The 20,723-nt window shown below is 45.3% G+C and carries 23 protein-coding genes; 6 read left to right on the forward strand and 17 right to left on the reverse strand.

The window, feature by feature from the left end; all coding sequences use genetic code 11:
• Nucleotides 1-109 precede the first annotated feature (109 nt).
• The 7 genes from secA to ACRD67_RS13355 form a co-directional block, all read right to left on the reverse strand.
• A complete protein-coding gene (gene secA / locus ACRD67_RS13325) occupies nt 110-3,475 on the reverse strand; it encodes a preprotein translocase subunit SecA (protein ID WP_430967685.1) in 3,366 nt (1,121 codons plus the stop codon).
• A gap of 198 nt (nt 3,476-3,673) precedes the next feature.
• The gene (locus ACRD67_RS13330) at nt 3,674-3,898 is read right to left on the reverse strand and encodes a DUF2795 domain-containing protein (RefSeq protein ID WP_013551418.1); all 225 of its coding nucleotides are present in this window, start codon (nt 3,896-3,898) and stop codon (nt 3,674-3,676) included.
• Nucleotides 3,899-4,034: 136 nt separating this feature from the next.
• Nucleotides 4,035-4,610: a cob(I)yrinic acid a,c-diamide adenosyltransferase gene (locus ACRD67_RS13335; protein ID WP_430967687.1), complete on the reverse strand. Its 576-nt coding sequence runs from the start codon at nt 4,608-4,610 to the stop codon at nt 4,035-4,037.
• Nucleotides 4,607-4,756 (reverse strand): hypothetical protein, encoded by a 150-nt coding sequence (locus ACRD67_RS13340; protein WP_430967689.1) that lies wholly within the window; start codon nt 4,754-4,756, stop codon nt 4,607-4,609. Before ACRD67_RS13340 ends, ACRD67_RS13335 begins: the two co-directional genes overlap by 4 nt.
• Nucleotides 4,757-4,786: 30 nt before the next feature.
• Nucleotides 4,787-5,299, reverse strand: a complete 513-nt coding sequence (locus tag ACRD67_RS13345) for a hypothetical protein (protein ID WP_430967691.1) — start codon at nt 5,297-5,299, stop codon at nt 4,787-4,789.
• A 5-nt stretch (nt 5,300-5,304) separates the two neighbouring features.
• Nucleotides 5,305-7,188, reverse strand: a complete 1,884-nt coding sequence (locus ACRD67_RS13350; RefSeq protein WP_430967693.1) for an ABC-F family ATP-binding cassette domain-containing protein — start codon at nt 7,186-7,188, stop codon at nt 5,305-5,307.
• A gap of 12 nt (nt 7,189-7,200) precedes the next feature.
• Nucleotides 7,201-8,382 carry a lipoprotein N-acyltransferase Lnb domain-containing protein gene (locus ACRD67_RS13355; RefSeq protein ID WP_430967695.1) on the reverse strand — a complete coding sequence of 394 codons (1,182 nt, stop codon included), beginning with the start codon at nt 8,380-8,382 and terminating at the stop codon, nt 7,201-7,203.
• 104 nt (nt 8,383-8,486) lie between these two features.
• Here ACRD67_RS13355 and ACRD67_RS13360 point away from each other — a divergent pair, with 104 nt between their 5' ends.
• Both ACRD67_RS13360 and ACRD67_RS13365 read left to right on the forward strand, forming a co-directional pair.
• Nucleotides 8,487-9,242, forward strand: a complete 756-nt coding sequence (locus ACRD67_RS13360; protein ID WP_430967696.1) for a CDP-alcohol phosphatidyltransferase family protein — start codon at nt 8,487-8,489, stop codon at nt 9,240-9,242.
• Nucleotides 9,243-9,271: 29 nt separating this feature from the next.
• Nucleotides 9,272-10,669 (forward strand): short-chain fatty acid transporter, encoded by a 1,398-nt coding sequence (locus ACRD67_RS13365; RefSeq protein ID WP_430967698.1) that lies wholly within the window; start codon nt 9,272-9,274, stop codon nt 10,667-10,669.
• Nucleotides 10,670-10,699: 30 nt separating this feature from the next.
• Here ACRD67_RS13365 and lptB read toward each other — a convergent pair whose 3' ends face one another.
• From lptB to ACRD67_RS13385, 4 genes are all read right to left on the reverse strand, one after another.
• Nucleotides 10,700-11,440, reverse strand: coding sequence for an LPS export ABC transporter ATP-binding protein (lptB, locus tag ACRD67_RS13370; protein ID WP_430967699.1), 741 nt, complete (start codon nt 11,438-11,440; stop codon nt 10,700-10,702).
• 64 nt (nt 11,441-11,504) lie between these two features.
• Nucleotides 11,505-11,855, reverse strand: coding sequence for a carboxymuconolactone decarboxylase family protein (locus ACRD67_RS13375; RefSeq protein WP_430967701.1), 351 nt, complete (start codon nt 11,853-11,855; stop codon nt 11,505-11,507).
• Complete coding sequence (gene tatC / locus ACRD67_RS13380; RefSeq protein WP_430967703.1) at nt 11,839-12,675, reverse strand: twin-arginine translocase subunit TatC; 837 nt, start codon at nt 12,673-12,675, stop codon at nt 11,839-11,841. The genes ACRD67_RS13375 and tatC overlap by 17 nt, the downstream gene beginning before the upstream one ends.
• Nucleotides 12,675-13,640 carry a KpsF/GutQ family sugar-phosphate isomerase gene (locus ACRD67_RS13385; protein ID WP_430967705.1) on the reverse strand — a complete coding sequence of 322 codons (966 nt, stop codon included), beginning with the start codon at nt 13,638-13,640 and terminating at the stop codon, nt 12,675-12,677. The genes tatC and ACRD67_RS13385 overlap by 1 nt, the downstream gene beginning before the upstream one ends.
• Nucleotides 13,641-13,850: 210 nt before the next feature.
• Between ACRD67_RS13385 and ACRD67_RS13390 the strand changes: the two genes are divergently transcribed.
• Nucleotides 13,851-16,052, forward strand: a complete 2,202-nt coding sequence (locus tag ACRD67_RS13390; RefSeq protein WP_430967707.1) for a RecQ family ATP-dependent DNA helicase — start codon at nt 13,851-13,853, stop codon at nt 16,050-16,052.
• 6 nt (nt 16,053-16,058) lie between these two features.
• Here the strand turns inward: ACRD67_RS13390 and ACRD67_RS13395 are convergent, their stop codons facing one another.
• The 4 genes from ACRD67_RS13395 to ACRD67_RS13410 all read right to left on the reverse strand — a co-directional run bounded on the left by ACRD67_RS13395 (nt 16,059) and on the right by ACRD67_RS13410 (nt 17,486).
• Nucleotides 16,059-16,409, reverse strand: a complete 351-nt coding sequence (locus ACRD67_RS13395; RefSeq protein ID WP_430967709.1) for a DUF2752 domain-containing protein — start codon at nt 16,407-16,409, stop codon at nt 16,059-16,061.
• 55 nt (nt 16,410-16,464) lie between these two features.
• Nucleotides 16,465-16,746: a CD225/dispanin family protein gene (locus tag ACRD67_RS13400; RefSeq protein WP_430967710.1), complete on the reverse strand. Its 282-nt coding sequence runs from the start codon at nt 16,744-16,746 to the stop codon at nt 16,465-16,467.
• Between the two features lie 93 nt (nt 16,747-16,839).
• Nucleotides 16,840-17,172: a CCC motif membrane protein gene (locus ACRD67_RS13405; RefSeq protein ID WP_430967711.1), complete on the reverse strand. Its 333-nt coding sequence runs from the start codon at nt 17,170-17,172 to the stop codon at nt 16,840-16,842.
• Nucleotides 17,173-17,186: 14 nt separating this feature from the next.
• Nucleotides 17,187-17,486: a DUF2752 domain-containing protein gene (locus ACRD67_RS13410; RefSeq protein ID WP_430967713.1), complete on the reverse strand. Its 300-nt coding sequence runs from the start codon at nt 17,484-17,486 to the stop codon at nt 17,187-17,189.
• Nucleotides 17,487-17,534: 48 nt separating this feature from the next.
• Here ACRD67_RS13410 and ACRD67_RS13415 point away from each other — a divergent pair, with 48 nt between their 5' ends.
• Nucleotides 17,535-17,744, forward strand: a complete 210-nt coding sequence (locus tag ACRD67_RS13415) for a hypothetical protein (RefSeq protein WP_430967715.1) — start codon at nt 17,535-17,537, stop codon at nt 17,742-17,744.
• Nucleotides 17,731-18,279 (forward strand): Smr/MutS family protein, encoded by a 549-nt coding sequence (locus ACRD67_RS13420; RefSeq protein WP_430967716.1) that lies wholly within the window; start codon nt 17,731-17,733, stop codon nt 18,277-18,279. The genes ACRD67_RS13415 and ACRD67_RS13420 overlap by 14 nt, the downstream gene beginning before the upstream one ends.
• Before the next feature lie 12 nt (nt 18,280-18,291).
• On the opposite strand, the gene ACRD67_RS13425 is transcribed toward ACRD67_RS13420, so the two are convergent.
• A complete protein-coding gene (locus tag ACRD67_RS13425) occupies nt 18,292-18,798 on the reverse strand; it encodes a hypothetical protein (RefSeq protein ID WP_430967718.1) in 507 nt (168 codons plus the stop codon).
• A 112-nt stretch (nt 18,799-18,910) separates the two neighbouring features.
• Here ACRD67_RS13425 and ACRD67_RS13430 point away from each other — a divergent pair, with 112 nt between their 5' ends.
• Nucleotides 18,911-20,059: a cysteine desulfurase family protein gene (locus ACRD67_RS13430; protein ID WP_430967720.1), complete on the forward strand. Its 1,149-nt coding sequence runs from the start codon at nt 18,911-18,913 to the stop codon at nt 20,057-20,059.
• Here the strand turns inward: ACRD67_RS13430 and ACRD67_RS13435 are convergent.
• The gene (locus ACRD67_RS13435) at nt 20,056-20,715 is read right to left on the reverse strand and encodes a hypothetical protein (protein ID WP_430967722.1); all 660 of its coding nucleotides are present in this window, start codon (nt 20,713-20,715) and stop codon (nt 20,056-20,058) included. The genes ACRD67_RS13430 and ACRD67_RS13435 overlap by 4 nt on opposite strands.
• Nucleotides 20,716-20,723: the final 8 nt, after the last annotated feature.

The raw sequence follows: 20,723 nt of genomic DNA on the forward strand, positions 1-20,723 counted from the left end.
CAATAAAAAGCGGCAATACTCTATGTAAAGCTAAATATGTTTTGCCATATAATCAAAAAACGGCAACCTAAAAGGTCACCGTTTCCTTATTGTGTACTACCAAAGCGTGCTATTCTTCTTCGGTCAGAACCCATTCACCTTTGTTGATAAGCGGTTCTGCCTGTTTGTATTTAAGGGTTTTGCTTTCACCGGACATCACATTTTTGATGGTGACCCTGTCGTTACGACCAATTTTGGGCCTTTCCCTTACAATGGTCTCCGTTACCTGGGTCCTTCTGCCCTGGTTTTGACCCACGGCCCTGTTTTGCGCGGCGAGTTCATCACTATTGGGGATTTCTTCCTTACTGGTCCTTAAATCTTCTTTGGGACGACGCAGTTTACCCGCTTCTTGGATATCATTGGTGTTGCCGGAGGGCAGTTCTCCCTTGAAGAGGAAGGAAACCACTTCCTTGTTCACCTTATCGATCATCGCTTTAAAAAGCTCAAAAGCCTCAAATTTATAGATCAGCAGCGGATCCTTTTGTTCGTGCACTGCTAGCTGAACCGATTGCTTTAGCTCGTCCATCTTCCTCAAATGCGTCTTCCAGGAATCATCGATGATGGCCAGGGTGATGTTCTTTTCAAAATCGGTCACCAATTGTTTTCCATTGGTTTCATAGGCATTCTTCAGGTCGGTCACCACGTTCAGGGATTTGATCCCATCGGTAAAGGGGACCACAATGCGCTCAAATTTGTTCGCATTGTCTTCGTAGACCTGTTTAATGACCGGGAAGGCGGTAGCGGCACTGCGCTCCATTTTACCCTGATAGTATTCGTAGGCAGCGGCATAGGTCTTGTTGGCAATTTCCTGGAACGCCAGTTTGGCAAATTCATCTTCCGAAACCGGAGCGGTGATCGAGAAATATTTGATCAGCTCAAACTCAAAATTCTTATAATCGTTTGCTGCTTTGTTGGTTTCGGCTATTACCTCACAGGTGTCATAGATCATGTTGGCAATATCCACCTTTAGGCGTTCGCCCTGCAGCGCATGGCGCCTACGTTTGTAGACTACCTCTCGCTGGGCGTTCATGACATCATCATACTCCAAAAGACGTTTTCGCACCCCAAAATTGTTTTCCTCCACCTTTTTCTGTGCGCGTTCTATGGATTTGGTCATCATGGAATGCTGGATGACCTCACCTTCCTCCAACCCCATACGGTCCATCATCTTGGCCACACGGTCAGAACCGAACAAACGCATCAGGTTGTCTTCCAGCGAAACATAAAATTGTGAGCTTCCGGGATCTCCTTGACGTCCAGAACGACCTCTTAGCTGTCTGTCTACCCGTCTGGAATCGTGTCTTTCCGTACCTACAATGGCCAATCCACCGGCCTGTTTCACTTCTTCCGATAATTTGATGTCCGTACCCCGGCCCGCCATGTTGGTGGCAATGGTTACCACTCCGGCATGTCCGGCTTCCGCGACGATATCGGCCTCTTTCTTATGCAATTTCGCGTTCAAAACGTTGTGGGGTATTTTGCGGATGGTCAAGGTCCTGGACAACAGCTCCGAAATTTCTACAGAAGTGGTACCGATCAAGACTGGCCTACCGGCTAGGGAAAGCTTGGTGACTTCCTCGATGACAGCATTGTATTTTTCACGCTTGGTCTTGTAGATAAGGTCGTTCCTATCATCCCTTGCTATAGGTCTGTTGGTAGGGATTTCCATGACATCTAGCTTATAGATTTCCCAGAACTCGCCCGCTTCGGTAATCGCCGTACCGGTCATCCCCGCCAATTTTTGGTACATTCTAAAGTAATTCTGCAAGGTGACCGTGGCAAAGGTCTGGGTCATGGCCTCGATCTTTACGTTTTCCTTGGCTTCAATGGCTTGGTGCAGGCCGTCTGAATAGCGGCGCCCGTCCATAATACGGCCCGTTTGTTCGTCCACGATCATGACCTTGTTTTCTATGACCACATATTCCACATCCTTTTCAAAGAGGGTATACGCCTTTAGTAATTGGCTCATGGTATGGATACGCTCGCTTTTTACACCAAAATCCTTAAAGAGCTCTTCCTTGAGCTGGGCCTCTTTTTCTATTTCTAGGTTTTGGTTCTCAATTTTTGCAATTTCCCCACCAATATCGGGCATGACAAAAAAGTCTTTGTCCTGATCTCCCGAGATGTATTCCACTCCTTTGTCGGTAAGTTCTATTTGGTTGTTCTTTTCGTCAATAACGAATAGCAGTTCCGCATCTACCTTGGGCATCTCACGGTTGTTATCCTGCATATAGAAGTTTTCGGTCTTTTGGAGCAATTGCTTTACGCCCTCTTCACTCAAGAACTTGATCAAGGCCTTGTTCTTAGGTAACCCACGATGCACCCGTAGCAATAGGAAGCCGCCTTCTTTGGTATCCCCTTCGGCAATCATTTTTTTGGCCTCTGCCAAAACTCCAATGAGGTATTGCCGTTGCTTTTGTACAATGTCGCCCACCTTGGGCTTTAATTCGTTGAACTCATGGCGATCCCCTTCCGGGACCGGACCTGAAATAATCAGGGGGGTACGCGCATCATCGATCAAAACCGAATCTACTTCATCCACAATCGCATAGTGATGTGGTCGCTGTACCAGATCACCAGGAGTATGGGCCATATTATCCCGTAGGTAATCAAAGCCAAATTCGTTGTTGGTACCATAGGTAATGTCCGCATTATAAGCGGCTCTTCTGCCTTCGGAATTGGGCCTATGCTTATCTATGCAGTCTACGGAAAGGCCGTGGAACTCAAAGATCGGGGCCATCCAAGCGCTATCCCTTTTGGCCAAATAATCATTAACGGTCACCAAATGTGCTCCGTTTCCGGTCAGTGCATTCAGGTACATGGGCAAGGTGGCCACCAGGGTCTTTCCTTCCCCGGTATGCATTTCTGCAATCTTGCCCTGATGCAGGGCAATGCCTCCTATGAGCTGCACATCATAATGGATCATATCCCAGGTAACTTCCTTACCGGCTGCATCCCAGGCGTTTTTCCAAACCGCACTGTCCCCTTCCAGGCCAACATAATCCTTGGAACCTGAAAGCTGACGATCAAACTCGGAAGCGGTAACGGTCAGTGTTGGGTTTTGTGCAAAACGTTTGGCCGTTTCTTTTACCACGGCAAAGGCCTCGGGCAATATATCGTTCAACGTGTCCTGGGAGATTTTATAGGCTTCTTCCTTTAATTTATCAATTTCCGCATAGATGTCCTCGTTCCTGTCTATATCGGTAGAAGCCTTTACTTCTTCTTGCAATTGTGCGATTTGGTCGTTGATTGTTTTGCAATCTGCAGTTATTCTGTCCTTGAAGACCGCAGTCTTATTTCGTAGTTCGTCGTTGTTAAGCCCTTCCAGGGCCTGTTCAAAGGACTTTATTTGGTCTACGATAGGCTGCAGTTCCTTAACGTCCTTCTTGGCCTTGTCCCCGACGAAAGTCTTTATAACCGAATTTAAAAAACTCATAATGTATTGTATTTGATGTAGTACCGCGCACAATGGGCGGTAGGCGCCTTATTGATTTGGTATGTGCAATTGACAACCGCTATAAAGCAAAAGGTATTCCAGTCTTGTTATCTGCAAAAAATACCCTGCCTAACTGCCAAAATTACATAAAAAAAAAGCCTCAAATGAGACTTTTTTGTTGTAATTGCGTTAATATTATCAATATTCATCCTCATTCCAGAGGTAATCTTCTTCCGTAGGATAGTCGGGCCAAATCTCCTCTATCGATTCATAGATTTCCCCACCTTCTTCTTCCATGGACTGCAGATTTTCCACAACTTCCAATGGAGCCCCAGTTCTAATGGCGTAGTCTATTAACTCATCTTTGGTGGCTGGCCATGGTGCATCGCTCAAATAGGATGCTAATTCTAATGTCCAATACATGGTTATAGTTTGATTTTAATTTTTTGCAAAAATAATTTTTAAACTGAAATAGTCAAGTTATTTTAGAACTAATTCGACTATTTTATCAACATTATTTTCACTTTAATAATTTGATAACGCCTAAAATGTGGATTTATTAGCCTTTTTTCTCTGGAATCCATTTTATTTCATTGGCATAAAGGTCTTTAGACAACTTTCGTGCCAATACAAACAGATAATCGGAAAGTCGATTGATATATGACAAAACGTTTGGGTCTACGGGCTCATTTTCGTGAAGAAGGGATGCCAAACGCTCTGCCCGGCGGCATACGGTACGGGCAATATGACAGTATGACACGGTGGGATGCCCTCCGGGAAGTATGAAATGGGTCATGGGTGGGAGGGAATCGTTCATTTGGTCCATTTCGGTTTCCAAAAAGGAGATATCCGCAGCATTGATCTTCGGAATGGTTAAGCGCTCCTTTCCACTTTTAAGGAGGGTCTTTTCAGGGTCGGTCGCTAAAATGGCGCCCATAGTAAACAATTTGTCCTGTATTTGGATCAGTGTTTCCTTGGCATGTGCGTCTATGTCCTGATCGCGGATCAATCCCAACCATGAATTCAATTCATCCAAAGTGCCATAACTATCGATCCTGATGTGATGTTTGGACACACGGGTTCCTCCAAAGAGTGCCGTAGTACCGGCATCCCCGGTTTTGGTATATATTTTCATTTCTGGTCCTTTCTTATACTATCGCCCCCATATCCATCCATGAACTTTCTGGATTTTCTGCGTTTTGCCCGTTTCCTATTGTTGGTGAAAACGACCATAAAAATAAGGCCCAATACAACCAGCGCAATGTAAATCAAGTAATCCATACCCTCGTATTCTTCCTTAAAATTACGCGTTTAAATCCGAATTTTAAAATGTTCCTTGGCCTGTTCCTTTCTCATGAAAAGGGCACCACAGTAAAACATATCTACACTTACCTGTATTTGTTCCGAGTTTTTAAGTGCGCGCCATATCCTTAGATGTTCCCTAGTCTTATGGATTTCATTGATCAGCAGCACGGTGTTGTTGTGCACCCGATTCCCTTGCGTAAGTTTCATTAAAGAAGGCACTTCCTTAGGTTTGTGGATATAGATCAGGTCTGCCGGGGCGTCGGTAAATACCACTTTTGGAAACCGATTTTGGAGCAGGCGTTGGACTTCCGTCGTCTGTGGTGCTACCAGGAGATTTTGAGCCTTGAAGTAGGCCACACTCTTGAGCAGTACGGATAGGGCCTTGTTCTTGGGGTGGGCCATCTTGGATCGCAGGTATACACATTGGGTGATGTAGCTATAGACAAAAGGGGAGTGCACCCCATGTTGGTTTTTTGAAGTGATCAGAAAATGGATATGGGAAAAGAATTGGTAGTACATGGCATTTAATTGGATTCCTGTATGGCCGCGAGTTCAAACCAACGTTCGGTTTTACTGTCCAACATGTCCAGAATACGCTTCAGTTCCAAGGACAAGAGATCTATTTCTTCCCCGGAAAGGGAGGCATTTGCAAATTTGTTTTGCACTTCCTCTTTTTTAACTTCCAATTTTTGTATTTCCTTTTCCAGTTGTTTGTACTCCTTTTGTTCAAGATAGGAAAGCTTTGTGCCCTGTGAATCCTTTTTCCAGTGGCTTTTGGAGGTTCCGCGCTCCTTCTTGTTGTCCTTGGCCGCACGCTGCTCCTGCAGCAGACTATCCCCATAGGCCCGGTAATCGGAATAGTTGCCCGGAAAATCAGCAATGCGCCCATCGCCCTTAAATACAAAAAGATGATCCACTATTTTGTCCATAAAGTAACGGTCGTGGGAAACCACCAAAAGACAACCGGGAAAGTCCAGCAGAAAATTCTCCAAAACATTGAGCGTTACGATGTCCAGATCATTGGTGGGTTCGTCCAATATCAGGAAGTTGGGGTTCTGGATCAAAACGGTACATAGGAACAGCCGCTTGCGTTCACCTCCGCTCAATTTTTCAACAAAGTCGTACTGTTTTTTCCTGTCAAAAAGGAAGCGCTCCAAGAGTTGTTGGGCAGAAATCTGTTTGCCTTTTTTTAAGGGGATGAAATCCCCGAACTCACGGATTACCTCTATTACCTTTTGCCCTTCTTTGATAGGGATGCCCTTTTGGGTGTAATAGCCAAACTTGATGGTGTCACCAACGACTACCTTGCCACTATCAGGAGATTCCAGGCCGGTAATCACATTTAGAAAAGTAGATTTTCCCGTTCCGTTTTTACCTATGATGCCTATGCGCTCCCCTTTGAGGAAGTTATAATCAAATTTATCCAGGATTTGCTTTCCGGGATAGGCTTTGGAAACCTTGTGCAATTCCAGAACCTTGCTCCCTAGGCGCTCCATTTGTATTTCCAATTGTACCACATGCTCCTGCCTGCGCTGGCTTGCGCGCTCTTTTATCGTATGAAAGTCGTCAATTCGCGATTTCGATTTCGTGGTTCTGGCCTTGGGCTGTCGTCGCATCCAATTGAGCTCTTTTTTGAAAAGGATTTGGGACTTGTGCAGTTCTACGGCCTCCCTTTCCATTCGGGCCTCTTTCTTATCAAGATAATAGGAGTAGTTTCCCTTGTAGGTGTGGAGCTGCCCTTGGTCCAGTTCTATGATCTCATTGCATACACGCTCCAAAAAATAACGGTCGTGGGTTACCATAAACAGGGTCATCTGTTCTTTGGTAAAATAGTTTTCCAACCATTCTATCATCTCCAGGTCCAAATGATTGGTGGGTTCGTCCAAAATGAGCAGATCCGGTTTGTTGATGAGTGCATTGGCGAGGGCCAGTCTTTTTTTTTGTCCGCCCGACAAGGATCCTACTTTTGCGGACAAATCCTCGAGCTTAAGTTTAAAAAGGATTTGCTTGTACTGGGTTTCAAAGTCCCAGGCGTCCAAACTGTCCATGGTTTCAAACGCTTTTTGGTAGGCTTCCTGCTGCTCTGGATGGGCCAAGGCCTCCTCGTACTTGGCCAAGGCTTGCAAAATATGATTGTCCGAGGCAAAAATGGTCTCTTCGATGCTCAAATTGAGATCTAGATTGGGCTCTTGGGCCAAAAAGGACACATGAATCCCCTTTCTGTGATTTACCTTTCCGCTATCCGCTGTATCACGGCCCGACATGATATTCAAAATAGAAGTCTTTCCACTGCCGTTCTTGGCGACCAAAGCGATTTTTTGACCCTTATTGATCCCAAATGACAAGTCCGAAAAAAGGACAAGTTCCCCATATGATTTGGCAATATGTTCAACGGTAAGTAGGTTCATGTGGTACGCTGGTTATTTCTTTTTGGATACATGGAATTGATGGGCCAAAAGGAGATACCGAAGACCCAAGGTTAGAAGCAGTGGTATGATGAGTACCGAAAAGACCTGAAACTTAATCACCCAGATAAAAAGCGTAAGCACAAGCAAGGCCGGTAGTACCAGAAAGTATTTTGAAATCCAGGATGGGAACGGCTTGTGCTTGGCAAAATAGAAAGCGAGGACAAGGTTACCGGGAAAGGCCCAAAGTATATTGAAGTTGCCCACCGTTGCTGTATGGTCGGTAAGGAACCAAAGGAAGCAAATGAGGATGCCGATTATCCCCGTGAGGAAAAAAAGAAAAAAATCCAACCATCGGCTTCGGACGTTGTTCCTATAGTCGATATAGCTGATCACGATCACAAAGAGCAGGAGCAGAATGAACCAGAACAAGGGCCCTGACAAAAAGTAATCGCCATTCTTTAAGGGCGCTTTATCCAGAACGGTACGTTGCCGCAATACCAAAGGTCTTTGATCCAAACTGGCATGCCCTAGTTGAAGCAGCACATAGTTGGGGAGAAATAAGTGCTCACTTGCACTTGCTTTCTTATCTATGACACAGCCCAGGGCCAAATCAATGCCGAAAGTGGACCAACTATTAGTGCTCAAATTTTGATGGATCAGTTCACGAAAGGTATAGGGATTTTCCAAATACGATTCGTCGAAGACCAGGCGATTTCCCAGAACCTCTTGTAGTACATCACGTATTTTGGAGGCGCAGTTGTCATAAAAAAAATCGTATTGGTATTCCCTGTTTTCTGGGCTGTAGTTGTTTTCCAAAAATTGGAACAAGGCATTTTTTTCCGTAGTGGTCAAATCCAACAACTGTTCCTTCACCCATCGGTTCTCCATTTCATAGTCGAAAAGAAAGTTGTCCAAACGTTGCCTACTAAGGCGGTAGATTAGCTTTCCACGGGCAAAATCGACATAAAAACCGGGAGGGTCAAAGTTAAAGGTACCGTAGTTGTAGACAACGTCAATTCCCAAATCGGCATCCTGCACCCGAAAGGCGCTGTGTCCAAAGGTGGTATACAAATCGCTTCCGGCACCACAGCTAAGAACACTTATTTGGGCCTTATCGGATAGTTGGGGCTGTGAAAAACCTGCCAAGGCGTTTGCAAGTGCCAAAAGGAACAGGATTTTTCTAAGATGCTTCATGAAGCCGATCGCTTGTTGTTAAATCTTGACAGCAAATATCTGAATAAATATGGTACAAAATCGATTCCTAAAAAATTGTGCTATTTTTACGAAAACCGAAACTTATGAGGAAACATATACCCAACCTGATCACGCTGCTCAATGTCCTCTGCGGTTGTGTAGCCACGGTATTTGCAGTACAGAACCATCTGGAAATGGCTGCTCTCTTTGTTTTTCTGGGTATTTTTTTTGATTTTTTTGACGGGTTGGCCGCCAGGTTGCTCAAGGTTCAGAGCGCATTGGGCGTGCAATTGGATTCCCTGGCCGATGTAATCACCAGCGGACTGGTTCCCGGAATTGTGATGTACCAACTATTGGGGATGTCGCAATCGGCCGGCGCGATACTGGATGTAGGGTCTAGCTCTGATGGGGACATGTATTGGGTAGGACTCAAAGCATCCTTGCTCCCCTTCCTGGGCTTTTTGATTACCGTGGCCTCGGCCTATCGTTTGGCTAAATTCAACATTGATGAAAACCAAGTGTCCTCCTTTATCGGTCTGCCAACGCCGGCGAACGCCTTGCTGATTCTGTCCTTTCCACTAATATTGCTCTATCACGGGAACGATTTGCTGAACAATATCATCCTCAACCCCTGGTTTTTGATCGGAACCACCTTGCTGAGCAGTTATTTGCTCAATTCAAGGATCCAACTCTTTGCCCTGAAATTCAAGAATTGGAGCTTTAAGGACAATGCCTTGCGCTACAGTTTTGTTATCGTGAGCCTGGTGCTGTTGCTCACCATGAAATTCATTGCCATACCGGCCATTATCGCATTTTATATCATCAGTTCCCTAATAAACAACTTGAACGGACCAAAATAACCAGCCTCCCCCTTTCCTAAAACCAACATATGATAACGAAACTTGGTGAAAAATTTACGGACATCTTCAGGAGAAACATGCCCGATGCCTTTGTGTTTGCCCTAGTGTTGACCCTGGTCACAGCGGTGACCGCCTTCCTTTGGATCGGGGCCCCTGCCATGAAGATCATAACGTCGTGGTACGATGGTTTTTGGACACTGCTCGAGTTTGGAATGCAAATGGTTCTGCTGGTGGTTACGGGTTATAGCATTGCACTTTCTCCCAGTATAGAACGCGGCATCGATCGTCTTACAAAATACATTAGGACGCCCCGCCAGGTATATTACTTCGTGGTGCTGATCGGTTTTTTGTTGTCCATGGTGAGCTGGGGATGGGTGGTGATTGCGGCCGTCTTTGCTCGGGAACTGGCCCTACGGGTAAAGGGAATCAACTATCCCTACCTTATAGCCTGTGTCTATTTCTCCAGCATCAGTTGGGTCACCGGACTATCCAGTTCCATTCCCCTGTTGTTGAATACAGAAAAAAATTATATGATCCAAAACGAGATCTTGCCCGGCACCATTGCCACCTCTTTTACCCTGGGCTCTCTGTTGAATGGCTGTATGATTGCACTTATGTTGATCGTGGGACCGGTGCTGATGCTCTTGTTGGTACCCAAGGAGGCCAAAGGAAAGGAATTACGCACGTTGTTGGGTGCCAGGGACGTGGGTGCGCAGGAGACCATTGAGGAAGAGGCCAACAGCCTTAAACTCCCTTTCAAGGCGGTATCGGACAGGTTGAACAACAGTATGGTACTGCAGTATATTATTGCTTTTATGGGGGTGGTCTACATCATTTATCATTTTAGCCAGAAGGGATTGGACCTGAATTTGAACATCATGATCTTTGTTTTTGTCATGATGGGCCTTTTGCTGCACAAGACCCCCATGCGCTACGGAATTTCCATGACCCGAGCCAGCAACAATATCTCCGCCATCATTTTTCAATATCCCTTTTATGCGGGTATTATGGGCATTATGACCTTTACAGGTCTTGGGGCCGAATTGGGAAAGGTCATGGCCTCCGTGGCAACGGAGGATAGCTATCCCTTTTTCGCCTACCTGTTGGGCGGCCTGGTGAATTTTGCGATTCCTTCGGGCGGAGGGGAATATGCGGTCATTGGCCCAAGCATCATAGAAGCGGTCAATAATATCGGTGCGGGCCTGCCTGCGGAGGAACTAAAGGTGATGGCCTCCAGGGCATCGCTTGCCATCGCTTATGGTGAGGGGCTTACCAACATGTTACAACCCTTTTTTCTGCTTTTGCTGATGCCAGTCATGGCAGCAGGGATTAAGATTCAGGCGCGGGATATTATGGGGTACTTGGTGGTACCCTTCCTGTTGTTCTTTATTGCACAAATCCTTATGGTGCTGTGGATTCCGCTCTAACGGACCCTTGAGAGAGGTATGCTGCGGGCCTTAAAAATCCAGCTTCTTTTTACGTAGCTCAAAGTTTTGCCCCAAGTATACCTTGCGTACCATTTCATCGGCGGCGAGGTCTTCCGGTATCCCCGACTTTAAAATGCCCCCTTCGAACATCAGATAGGAACGTTCCGTAATGGCCAGGGTCTCCTGCACATTGTGGTCCGTAATCAGGATGCCGATATTCTTATCCTTGAGCTGCGCTACGATGCGTTGTATGTCCTCTACCGCCACCGGATCTACACCGGCAAAGGGCTCATCCAATAAAATGAATTTTGGGTCCGTTGCCAGGGCGCGGGCAATTTCCGTACGCCGGCGTTCTCCGCCCGATAATAGGTCCCCGCGGTTTTTTCGAATATGCCCCAGGCCAAATTCCTCGATGAGCGATTCCATTTTCATCTCCTGTTCCTTCTTGCTCAGATCGGTCAGCTGCAAAACACTGAGAATGTTTTTTTCAATGCTCAATTTTCGAAAGACCGAAGCTTCCTGCGCCAGATACCCAATGCCATTCTGCGCCCTTTTGTACATGGGGAATTTGGTGATTTCCATATCGTCCAGAAAAATATTCCCCCCGTTGGGCTTTATGAGCCCTACAATCATATAAAAGGAGGTGGTTTTTCCGGCACCGTTGGGGCCTAGCAGTCCTACAATTTCGCCCTGATTTACCTCAAGGGAAATGCCTTTCACCACTTTACGTCCACGATAGGACTTCATAATGTTCTCGGCTCTGAGCTTCATAATTTATGCAAATTTTCCAAAGCTAAGGGATCTTTATGCCTCTGGATACGAAATTGTACTTTTTTTAACCTTCCTGCACTTCCAATGCCTCCCAATACTCATAGGCCCTTCTCAAATGCGGAATAACAATGGTGCCCCCTACGAGGGTGGCAATACCCATGGTTTCCATCATCTCCTCCTTGCTGACCCCTTCTTTAAAGGAACTTTCCAAGTGGTACCTTACGCAATCGTCACAACGCAACACCGCAGAGGCCACAAGTCCCAAGAGCTCCTTGGTCTTTTTGTCCAGTGCACCTGGCGCATAGGCGTTGGTGTCCAAATTGAATATTCTTTTGATGACCTTATTGTTGTCGGCCAACAATTTTTCGTTCATTTTGGAACGATAGGCATTAAATTCCTTAACCTGATCTGACATTTTTACCTGTTTTTTTTGCTTCTCGTTTTAGTACCACCTTTGAAATGTAAATGCTGATTTGGTACAATACCAGCACGGGCACTGCCACTATGATTTGGCTGGCAACATCGGGCGGGGTAATTACCGCCGAAAGGATCAGGACGATCACCAGGGCGATCTTCCGATACTTTTTAAGGATTTCGGGGGTAACCAAGCCCACTTTAGTCAAAAAGAAAATTAATATCGGCAGCTCAAATAAAATGCCACAGGCAATTACCGAAGCCCGTACCGTAGCAATAAAGGAACTGATATCTATTTCGTTGAGGACTTCCTTGCTAACTTGATAGGTGCCCAAAAAATTAATCGATAAGGGCGCTACAACGTAGTACCCAAAAAGGGCACCCATAAAAAAGAGCAAGGAGGCGATCAATATAAAGCCTCTGGAGTTTTTTCGTTCTTTTTCATACAGCCCGGGACTTATAAATTTCCACAGTTCGTATAGAACGTAGGGAAACCCTACAATAAATCCTGCCCAGATCGAGGTCCAGATATGGGCCGAAAATTGCCCCGCCATAGTCCGGTTTTGAATGGTGAAGGGCAGTTTGTCCGCACAAAAGGCGGAATCGAACCCAAGATAGGTAGCAATGTCGCAAAAAAGGCGATAGGTGGGAAAGCTCATTTGTTTGGGCCCAAAAATAACCGTGTCAAATATGAACCCCCGCATTAAAAAGGCGACACTGCCCAGGATAACAACGACCAAAGTAGAACGGATCAAGTGCCACCGAAGTTCCTCCAAATGGTCCAAGAAGGACATTTCATTAACTTCCTTGTCTTTAGCCATTACAGTATGCCCTCGTTTATTAAGTTATGTAGATGTACCACGCCCATGTATTTGGAACCGTCCACGGCCAATACCTGGGATATTCCATTGGCCTGCATAAGTTCAAGCGCCTTTATGGCCAACACATCCGAACTGATTGTTTTTGGATTGGAGGTCATGATGTCCTTGGCTTTGAGCCCATTGATATTGTCGTACTTGTTCAGCATTCTCCTAATGTCCCCATCGGTGACCACACCGATGATCTGTTCCCCTTGCATAACGGCACATACACCCAACATTTTCTCCGATATTTCAACAATGACGTTCCTCACATTGGCGTCTTCGTCTACCTTGGGCCTCATATTGTTGGCGGCTATATCGGCTACGCGGAGGTAGAGTCTTTTGCCCAGTGCCCCGCCGGGATGGTATTTTGCGAAATCCGTACTGCTGAACCCCCTGAGTTCCAATAAGGTTACGGCGAGGGCATCCCCCATGACCAACTGGGCCGTTGTACTGGTAGTAGGCGCCAGGTTATTGGGGCAGGCCTCTTTGGCCACGAAGGTATTCAGCACAAAATCTGCCTGCTTTGCCAAAAAGGAATCCGCGTTTCCCGTCATACCCACCAACTTGTTCCCGCCCCTTTTGATCAAGGGAACCAACATTTTTATTTCTGGGGTATTGCCGCTTTTGGATATGCAAATGACCACGTCGTCTTTCTGTATGGTCCCCAGATCTCCATGGATGGCATCGGCCGCGTGCATAAAGATGGCGGGCGTGCCTGTAGAGTTTAGGGTAGCGACGATTTTGGAGGCGATAATGGCACTTTTCCCTATCCCGGAGATTACCACCCTGCCCTCGGATTGGAGAATACAATTTACGGCATGGGCAAATTCGTCATCCAATAAGGAGCCCAAGTGGAGAATGGCTTCACTTTCCGTATCGAAGGTTTTTTTTGCTATGGCAAGTATAGCTTTGGTATCGCTCAATGTAATATTGGGATTATGTGATTGTATTCCTAAAAGAATGTATTATATTTAAGATAACAAAATTACATAAACTTAATTTTATAGGAGATTTTAAGTCCCAATAAAATTCGGTATGCAATTTGTAGATAGGCAAATTGAAAATTCATGTCCAAACATACAAAGGTCTAGTTTTTTGATCAAAAGGGATGATATTAATTGTGAAAACACGGTATGGGTTTTAATGAAAACGATCTACATGCCTCGTTGAAGAAGTATTTTGGGTTCTCCCAATTCAAAGGCCTGCAAGAGGGCGTTATCAAAAATATATTAGCGCGAAACAACACTTTTGTGATCATGCCCACCGGGGGCGGGAAGTCACTGTGCTATCAGTTACCTGCCTTGATGCAGGAGGGGACCGCCATTGTGGTATCGCCCTTGATTGCGTTGATGAAAAATCAGGTCGATGCCTTGCGCGGTGTTTCTGCCGAACATGGTGTTGCCCATGTTCTAAATTCTTCGCTGACCAAGAGCGAGGTAAGGCAGGTAAAGCAGGATATTACCGACGGCATCACCAAGCTGCTGTACGTTGCCCCGGAATCACTGACCAAGGAGGAATACGTAGATTTTCTGCAAACCGTAAAGCTGTCCTTTGTGGCGGTGGACGAGGCGCATTGTATCTCCGAATGGGGCCATGATTTTAGGCCGGAATATCGAAATTTAAGGGCCATTATCAATAGACTGGGGGATGATATTCCCATTATTGGTCTTACCGCTACGGCCACACCCAAGGTTCAGGAAGATATCATTAAGAATTTGGCCATTACCGACGCCAAGGTGTTCAAGGCCTCCTTTAACCGACCCAATCTTTTTTATGAGGTGCGCCCCAAGACCCAAAACGTGGATGCGGATATCATTCGCTTTGTAAAACAGAATACAGGGAAATCCGGTATCATCTATTGTTTAAGCCGCAAAAGGGTGGAGGAACTGGCCCAAGTTCTGCAGGTGAATGGCGTAAGTGCTGTACCCTATCACGCCGGATTCGATGCCAAGACCCGATCAAAGTACCAGGATATGTTCCTCATGGAAGATGTAGATGTGGTGGTAGCCACCATAGCCTTTGGTATGGGGATAGACAAGCCCGATGTTCGGTACGTAATCCATCACGATATCCCAAAGAGCATAGAAAGTTACTATCAGGAAACCGGCAGGGCCGGCCGGGATGGGGGAGAAGGCCATTGTCTGGCCTTTTATTCCTATAAGGATGTTGAAAAATTGGAAAAGTTTATGGCCGGGAAACCGGTAGCCGAACAAGAAATCGGAAATGCGCTCTTACAGGAGATTGTGGCCTATGCGGAAACTTCCATGTCACGTAGAAAATTTATCCTCCATTATTTTGGTGAAGCTTTCGACGAGCTCAATGGGGAAGGTGCCGATATGGATGATAATACTAGGAACCCAAAGGAAAAACAGGAGGCCCGGGACGATGTCCTGAAACTTATCCAGGTGGTCCAGGGGACCAGTGAAAAATTTAAGTCCAAGGAAATTGTACATACGTTACGGGGAAAAGTAAACGCACTTATTTCTTCGCACAAAACCGATGAAAAGCCCTTTTTCGGCATTGGTTCGGATAGGGACAAAAGCTATTGGATGGCCCTGGTCCGACAGGTGTTGGTGGCCGGACTTCTAAAAAAGGAAATTGAACAATACGGTATTTTGCACCTTACCCCCAAAGGCGAGGCATTTGCGAAATCGCCCACTTCCTTTATGATGACCCTGGACCATGTGTATAGCAAGGAGGCGGATGAGGCCCTTGTAAGTGCGGCAAAGACGGGAGGGGGCGCGGCCGATGAGCGCTTATTGAGATTGTTGAAGGATCTGAGAAAAGGAGAAGCTTCAAAAATGGGGATTCCTCCCTTTGTGGTCTTTCAAGATCCCTCGCTACAGGATATGGCCTTGAAGTATCCGATCTGTATGGAAGAATTGATCAATATCCATGGGGTAGGCGAGGGCAAGGCCAAAAAATATGGACAACCCTTTATTTCGCTTATTTCAAACTATGTGGAGGAGAATGACATTCTTAGGCCAGATGACCTGGTGGTAAAGAGCACGGGGGCCAATTCGGCCTTAAAACTGTACATCATCCAGAACATTGATCGAAAACTGCCCCTAGACGATATCGCTGCGGCCAAGGGTCTGGAACTTCAGCAATTGATCAAGGAAATGGAACAGATCGTGTTTAGTGGTACAAAATTAAACGTGGGATATTGGATCGATGAAATTCTGGATGAAGACCAGCAGGAAGATATCCACGAGTATTTCCTGGAAGCGGAAACCGATAATATACAGGCCGCCCTTGAGGAATTTGACGGAGAATACGAGGACGAGGAACTACGCCTTTACCGGCTTAAATTTATGAGCGAAGTGGCCAACTGATCGATATTAGGGCGCCAATTGATTGAAGGGGTGAATTGGAATATTTCTTGCGATCATAAACAGGACTAAAACCAAAAAGACCACCATGGGCGTTTTAGGATGGTACAACAGATTGGGATAGTTTTTTTTGTTCTTAAATTCCATGAACCTAATGATTCCATGATAACTCAAGAGACACAGCATTAGAACAAATAGGACGTTATGCTTTATGGCGCCCAGGACATCCAAATGCAACAAATCGTGTATGGCCCTTTGGCTACCGCAGCCCATACAGTAGAGACCCGTAGCGGCAAACAAGGGACATTTCGGAAAAAAAGAAACCTGGCCCGGGTCCCTAAAAAAGTAAAGCAACAACATTCCAACCAGTATACCCCCTCCACCCAAGGCTATGCCTAAAAGGGTAGTAGATCGTTTAGTAATCACCGCTTGATAAGGCCGCTAGAAAGGTAAAACCAAAAATTGCTATGTAAAGTATCCAGAACACCGCAACTATACCCATACCCGCAAGCGCCCAAGTTTTTGCATTTTTGGAAGCCTTTTCCGCTGCTTCGTATTCCCCTCTGGCATAAGCTTCATTTACTTTTGTGGAATACACGATGCTAACGATTCCAGGGATAAGGCAACATGCCACTGTGCATATGATTGCCAAGGCTAGGTAATTGTTTGGTTTTGGTCTGCTTTGATTATCTTCCATTTGAGTTGATTATTCGTTTATTATAGATTTTAAGGTTTTTTGTCCAACAGGTAAACCTGCCAAATGGCTAGAGGATTAGTAGTCCTAAGGGTTCTATTGTTCAACTCCCCATTGTTCCATAATCTCCCTTGCTTTTTCCATTTGCGCTTCCCAACCACCAGCTTGTTGTAGTTGAAAGAGCCACCATGCAAAATAGAGAATTCCAATTACCATGACAATAATTGCTACTATTTTTGCTGTTTTCAGTTGGCTGTAATTGGAATAAAGATCCGGATTGACTTTATATTTGTTTTCGTCCTTCCTCAACAAGAGAAATGCGATACCACCCAAAATGGCGGCTGGTAGGCCTGCAATACAGCAACAAACAAAGCCTAGGATTACTAGGACAATGGCAAGGGTTACATTAGGTAGTTTTTGTTGTTCCATAATTTAAAGGTTGATTAGATAAATTTTAAAATAAAATTGGTCACTATCAATAGGATACTCGATACCATTAGGGTAATAATCATTTTATTGGCGTATTTGATCTTAAAGAAATAATCGGCCAACAGGATACCGAACAAAGGAATAACGGTATAAATGGCCGGGTACATTTTAAAAGCGGCCAGAAACTCTCCCTGGAGCAAAAAAGCCAAAGAGCGCTGTAGTCCACAACCAAAACATTCCATGCCCAATAATTTTTTGCTAAGGCAGGGTATCATATAGTCTTCGGCAACAGACAGAAAGGTAAGCAATCCCATTTTGATAAAAGTGAATCCAATGCTGAAAAATACTATTATTTTTGCTCAATGAAAACAAAACAGCGCATTTATTTTATCTGCATTATGATAGGTGTATTGCTCCTCGCCTTTGGAAATACGGTGATCCAAAATGTGTACCTTCAAAGTAGTGGTTTTATTTTATTGATGCTTGGCATTTACAAAACCTCACGCATAAGGACCACCTCTCCGGAGATCCAGGAAAGGGAATTAACCGAAAAGCACCATGAGCAGTCTTAAAATAGGGGATCGAGTAGAAACTTTGGACGATATCATCAGTGGTATCGTAACACAACTGGCTGGCCAGGCCGTAACGATAAGATCCGACGACGGATTTCCCTTGATCTACGATATTAGCGAACTGGTTAAAATCTCCGATACCAGTGCTTTAAAAGTCTCCAATTACGAAATTGCCCGCGCAAAGGCCCAAAAAGAAGAATCCAAGCGAGGAAAGGTGCAACGTGCCAAGCCCAAAGATCGGAGCGCCCCCAAAATGGAAGTCGATTTGCATATCCACAAATTGGTAAAATCTACCAAGGGCTTGGGCAAGCACGATATATTGACCCTTCAATTGGAAACGGCCAAGAGGCAATTGGAGTTTGCCATGGCCAAGCGGATCCAGAAGGTGGTGTTTATCCACGGGATGGGCGAGGGAATCCTAAAAGAGGAACTCACCTATTTACTGGGAAGGTACGAGCAACTAAAATTTTATGATGCGGACTATCGGAAATATGGTTTGGGTGCGACCGAAGTCTACATTTTTCAGAACACCTGATCGCTATGTATCCTATTCCTGTGTGGTAACGGTGCCAAATTCATCAATGGTGAGGTCGGTAATTCGTTCCCCGATAGTATTGACCAGAGAAATACTCCTAAGGCGTATGGTGTGTTCGTACATGGTGGTATCGGTTTCACTGCGTAACGTAGTAATGAGTACTTCCCCACCTTCTGCCACTATTTCCTCCACCACCGTGGGCGTTGTGGGGGGAATGTCATCACAGAAATAGTTGGTGCTCACGTTGTCCGAAAAAATGCGGTAGGTCAAGGTAGACTGTCCCGGTACGGTGCTTACAATGGTGTCTGTGGTGGCCTGGTTTAGCAGCACACCGCTCTGCAGGTCAAGAATAAGGGCTTCGTCCTCATTGATCTTAAATAAAACATTGTTGCTTGTAGTGGTCGGTGAGGTGCAAAATTGAATGGTGCTGCTGTCAAAATTTATTCCTTCTATCTGTAGGTTTCCATCATCGCAGGAAAAGAACACTAGGAACACTGCAAAAAGGGCCATTTTTTTCATGCTTCAAATTTAAATGAAATTAAAGGGATATTCCTAGAGGTTTGCCTCTATTTAGACAGAAATTAACTTTATTTCCATTATTTTTGCCGGGTTACTAAATCGATATAGCTGTATGCAAAAAGTTTATTTGGACAACGCTGCTACAACCCAGGTCAGGGAAGGAGTAATCTCCAAGATGCAGGACGCCCTTACCCAATTTTACGGTAACCCTTCTTCCACCCATAGTTTTGGAAGATCGGCCAAGACGGCCGTAGAAAGTGCTAGGAAAACCATTGCCAAATATTTGAATGCCCATCCCTCTGAGATTATTTTTACTTCTGGGGGCACAGAGGCGGACAATATGATCCTAAGAGGTGCGGTACGCGATCTAGGGGTCAAGACTCTTATTACCTCAAAAATTGAACATCATGCGGTGCTGCATACGGCCCAGGCCCTTGCGACAGAGTATGGCATTCGACTACACTATGTGGACCTGGACGCCTCAGGGAACCCTGATTCCAAACATCTTGAAGCGCTTCTAAAGGAAGATAATTCCAAAAAGTTAGTGAGCCTTATGCATGTGAACAATGAAATTGGGAATAAGATCGATATCGATTCCATTTCCCAAATGTGCAGGGAATACGGTGCCTTTTTTCATTCGGATACTGTTCAGTCCATTGGCCATTATCCATGGGACGTGCAGGAGACTGGGGCAGATTTCCTCACCGCGGCCGCCCATAAATTTCATGGCCCCAAAGGGGTAGGTTTTGCCTACATAAAAAAGAACACCGGCTTAAAATCTATGATTTTTGGTGGTTCCCAAGAGCGTGGATATAGGGCAGGTACTGAATCTTTCCACAATATTGTTGGTCTTGAGCAGGCATTTATAGCCGCATACGACCAACTGGAGAAGGAAAGAGCCTATGTGACGGATTTAAAAAGATATTTTATTGAAAACTTAAAAGCGGCACTTCCTGAGTCCGAATTTAATGGTTGTTCCGGGGATTTGGAAAAAAGCACCTATACCTTGGTCAACGTACGTTTGCCCTTTAGCCCCGAAAAGGCCATGTTATTGCTGTTCCATCTGGACATCAAAGGCATTGCTTGTTCCAAGGGGAGTGCATGCCAGTCAGGTAGCGATAAGGGGTCGCACGTGCTTTCAGAGTTGTTGCCCGAGGAAGAACTTAAGAAACCTTCGCTGCGTTTTTCCTTTTCCATATACAACAGTAAGGAAGAACTCGATTATGTCATTGGAGTGTTAAAGGAATTCGCCGAAAATTAGGTTTTCTTTCGGTCTTTTTTTCTTTCGCGTTCCTTGTCATAGGGAAATTTTCGGGTTGCCCGTTTCATCATACCTTCAATGAGCGCATTGGTATTCTTGCCCGATTTTTTATTGATTTCCTTTTCGTATTTCCATAACAATTTACCCGTACGGCCATCGCTCACCTTAATGCCTATTCTGCCATAATTGGCATCGCCCAGAATATAATCTATAAAACTGAAATCAGTGGAAACCCCTTTCGAGAGCAGGATGTTGAGGTTTAGGTTTCCACTAATGATACCGTCCACGCCCAGCATCTTGCAAAGCTCTTTGACGGTATAAATATCTATATTGGCATAGGTAATATTATTCTTAGCGAGTATGGCGTTGGTGTTATCCACATTCTGGAACTCCACGGAGAATTTTTTCCGTTTTCTACCTCTCGAAAAATAGGTTTCCAAGGCATTTTGAACTGCACGCCCTTCCTTCTCTTCCAAGTTCTTCAATTCTACCCCTGACACCTCCTCTTCCAGATCCAAATTGGTCAGAAAGGGGATAATGGCCAGGGTCTTATGATGCTCACTGAGCTCGTCGAACTTGTTGCTCTCAAAGATGTTTTTCTGAGCGCTTGCTCCGATAACGGTAAAGGCGAAAAATAAGAAGATGGCTCTTTTCATGGGTATAA

This window comes from Eudoraea algarum (assembly GCF_050589645.1).
Lineage (GTDB): Bacteria > Bacteroidota > Bacteroidia > Flavobacteriales > Flavobacteriaceae > JBNGOQ01.

What these genes read in the sequence shown, in the direction of transcription:
- ACRD67_RS13430 (WP_430967720.1), top strand. Translation starts at nt 18,911, where the DNA reads ATGCAAAAAGTTTATTTGGACAACGCTGCTACAACCCAGGTCAGGGAA.
- ACRD67_RS13435 (WP_430967722.1), bottom strand. Translation starts at nt 20,715, where the DNA reads ATGAAAAGAGCCATCTTCTTATTTTTCGCCTTTACCGTTATCGGAGCA.
- ACRD67_RS13365 (WP_430967698.1), top strand. Translation starts at nt 9,272, where the DNA reads ATGATAACGAAACTTGGTGAAAAATTTACGGACATCTTCAGGAGAAAC.
- ACRD67_RS13350 (WP_430967693.1), bottom strand. Translation starts at nt 7,188, where the DNA reads ATGAACCTACTTACCGTTGAACATATTGCCAAATCATATGGGGAACTT.
- ACRD67_RS13330 (WP_013551418.1), bottom strand. Translation starts at nt 3,898, where the DNA reads ATGTATTGGACATTAGAATTAGCATCCTATTTGAGCGATGCACCATGG.
- ACRD67_RS13420 (WP_430967716.1), top strand. Translation starts at nt 17,731, where the DNA reads ATGAGCAGTCTTAAAATAGGGGATCGAGTAGAAACTTTGGACGATATC.
- tatC (WP_430967703.1), bottom strand. Translation starts at nt 12,675, where the DNA reads ATGGCTAAAGACAAGGAAGTTAATGAAATGTCCTTCTTGGACCATTTG.
- secA (WP_430967685.1), bottom strand. Translation starts at nt 3,475, where the DNA reads ATGAGTTTTTTAAATTCGGTTATAAAGACTTTCGTCGGGGACAAGGCC.
- ACRD67_RS13395 (WP_430967709.1), bottom strand. Translation starts at nt 16,409, where the DNA reads ATGTTGTTGCTTTACTTTTTTAGGGACCCGGGCCAGGTTTCTTTTTTT.
- ACRD67_RS13340 (WP_430967689.1), bottom strand. Translation starts at nt 4,756, where the DNA reads ATGGATTACTTGATTTACATTGCGCTGGTTGTATTGGGCCTTATTTTT.
- ACRD67_RS13400 (WP_430967710.1), bottom strand. Translation starts at nt 16,746, where the DNA reads ATGGAAGATAATCAAAGCAGACCAAAACCAAACAATTACCTAGCCTTG.
- lptB (WP_430967699.1), bottom strand. Translation starts at nt 11,440, where the DNA reads ATGAAGCTCAGAGCCGAGAACATTATGAAGTCCTATCGTGGACGTAAA.
- ACRD67_RS13425 (WP_430967718.1), bottom strand. Translation starts at nt 18,798, where the DNA reads ATGAAAAAAATGGCCCTTTTTGCAGTGTTCCTAGTGTTCTTTTCCTGC.
- ACRD67_RS13335 (WP_430967687.1), bottom strand. Translation starts at nt 4,610, where the DNA reads ATGAAAATATATACCAAAACCGGGGATGCCGGTACTACGGCACTCTTT.
- ACRD67_RS13390 (WP_430967707.1), top strand. Translation starts at nt 13,851, where the DNA reads ATGGGTTTTAATGAAAACGATCTACATGCCTCGTTGAAGAAGTATTTT.
- ACRD67_RS13375 (WP_430967701.1), bottom strand. Translation starts at nt 11,855, where the DNA reads ATGTCAGATCAGGTTAAGGAATTTAATGCCTATCGTTCCAAAATGAAC.
- ACRD67_RS13405 (WP_430967711.1), bottom strand. Translation starts at nt 17,172, where the DNA reads ATGGAACAACAAAAACTACCTAATGTAACCCTTGCCATTGTCCTAGTA.
- ACRD67_RS13355 (WP_430967695.1), bottom strand. Translation starts at nt 8,382, where the DNA reads ATGAAGCATCTTAGAAAAATCCTGTTCCTTTTGGCACTTGCAAACGCC.
- ACRD67_RS13345 (WP_430967691.1), bottom strand. Translation starts at nt 5,299, where the DNA reads ATGTACTACCAATTCTTTTCCCATATCCATTTTCTGATCACTTCAAAA.
- ACRD67_RS13410 (WP_430967713.1), bottom strand. Translation starts at nt 17,486, where the DNA reads ATGGGATTGCTTACCTTTCTGTCTGTTGCCGAAGACTATATGATACCC.
- ACRD67_RS13415 (WP_430967715.1), top strand. Translation starts at nt 17,535, where the DNA reads ATGAAAACAAAACAGCGCATTTATTTTATCTGCATTATGATAGGTGTA.
- ACRD67_RS13360 (WP_430967696.1), top strand. Translation starts at nt 8,487, where the DNA reads ATGAGGAAACATATACCCAACCTGATCACGCTGCTCAATGTCCTCTGC.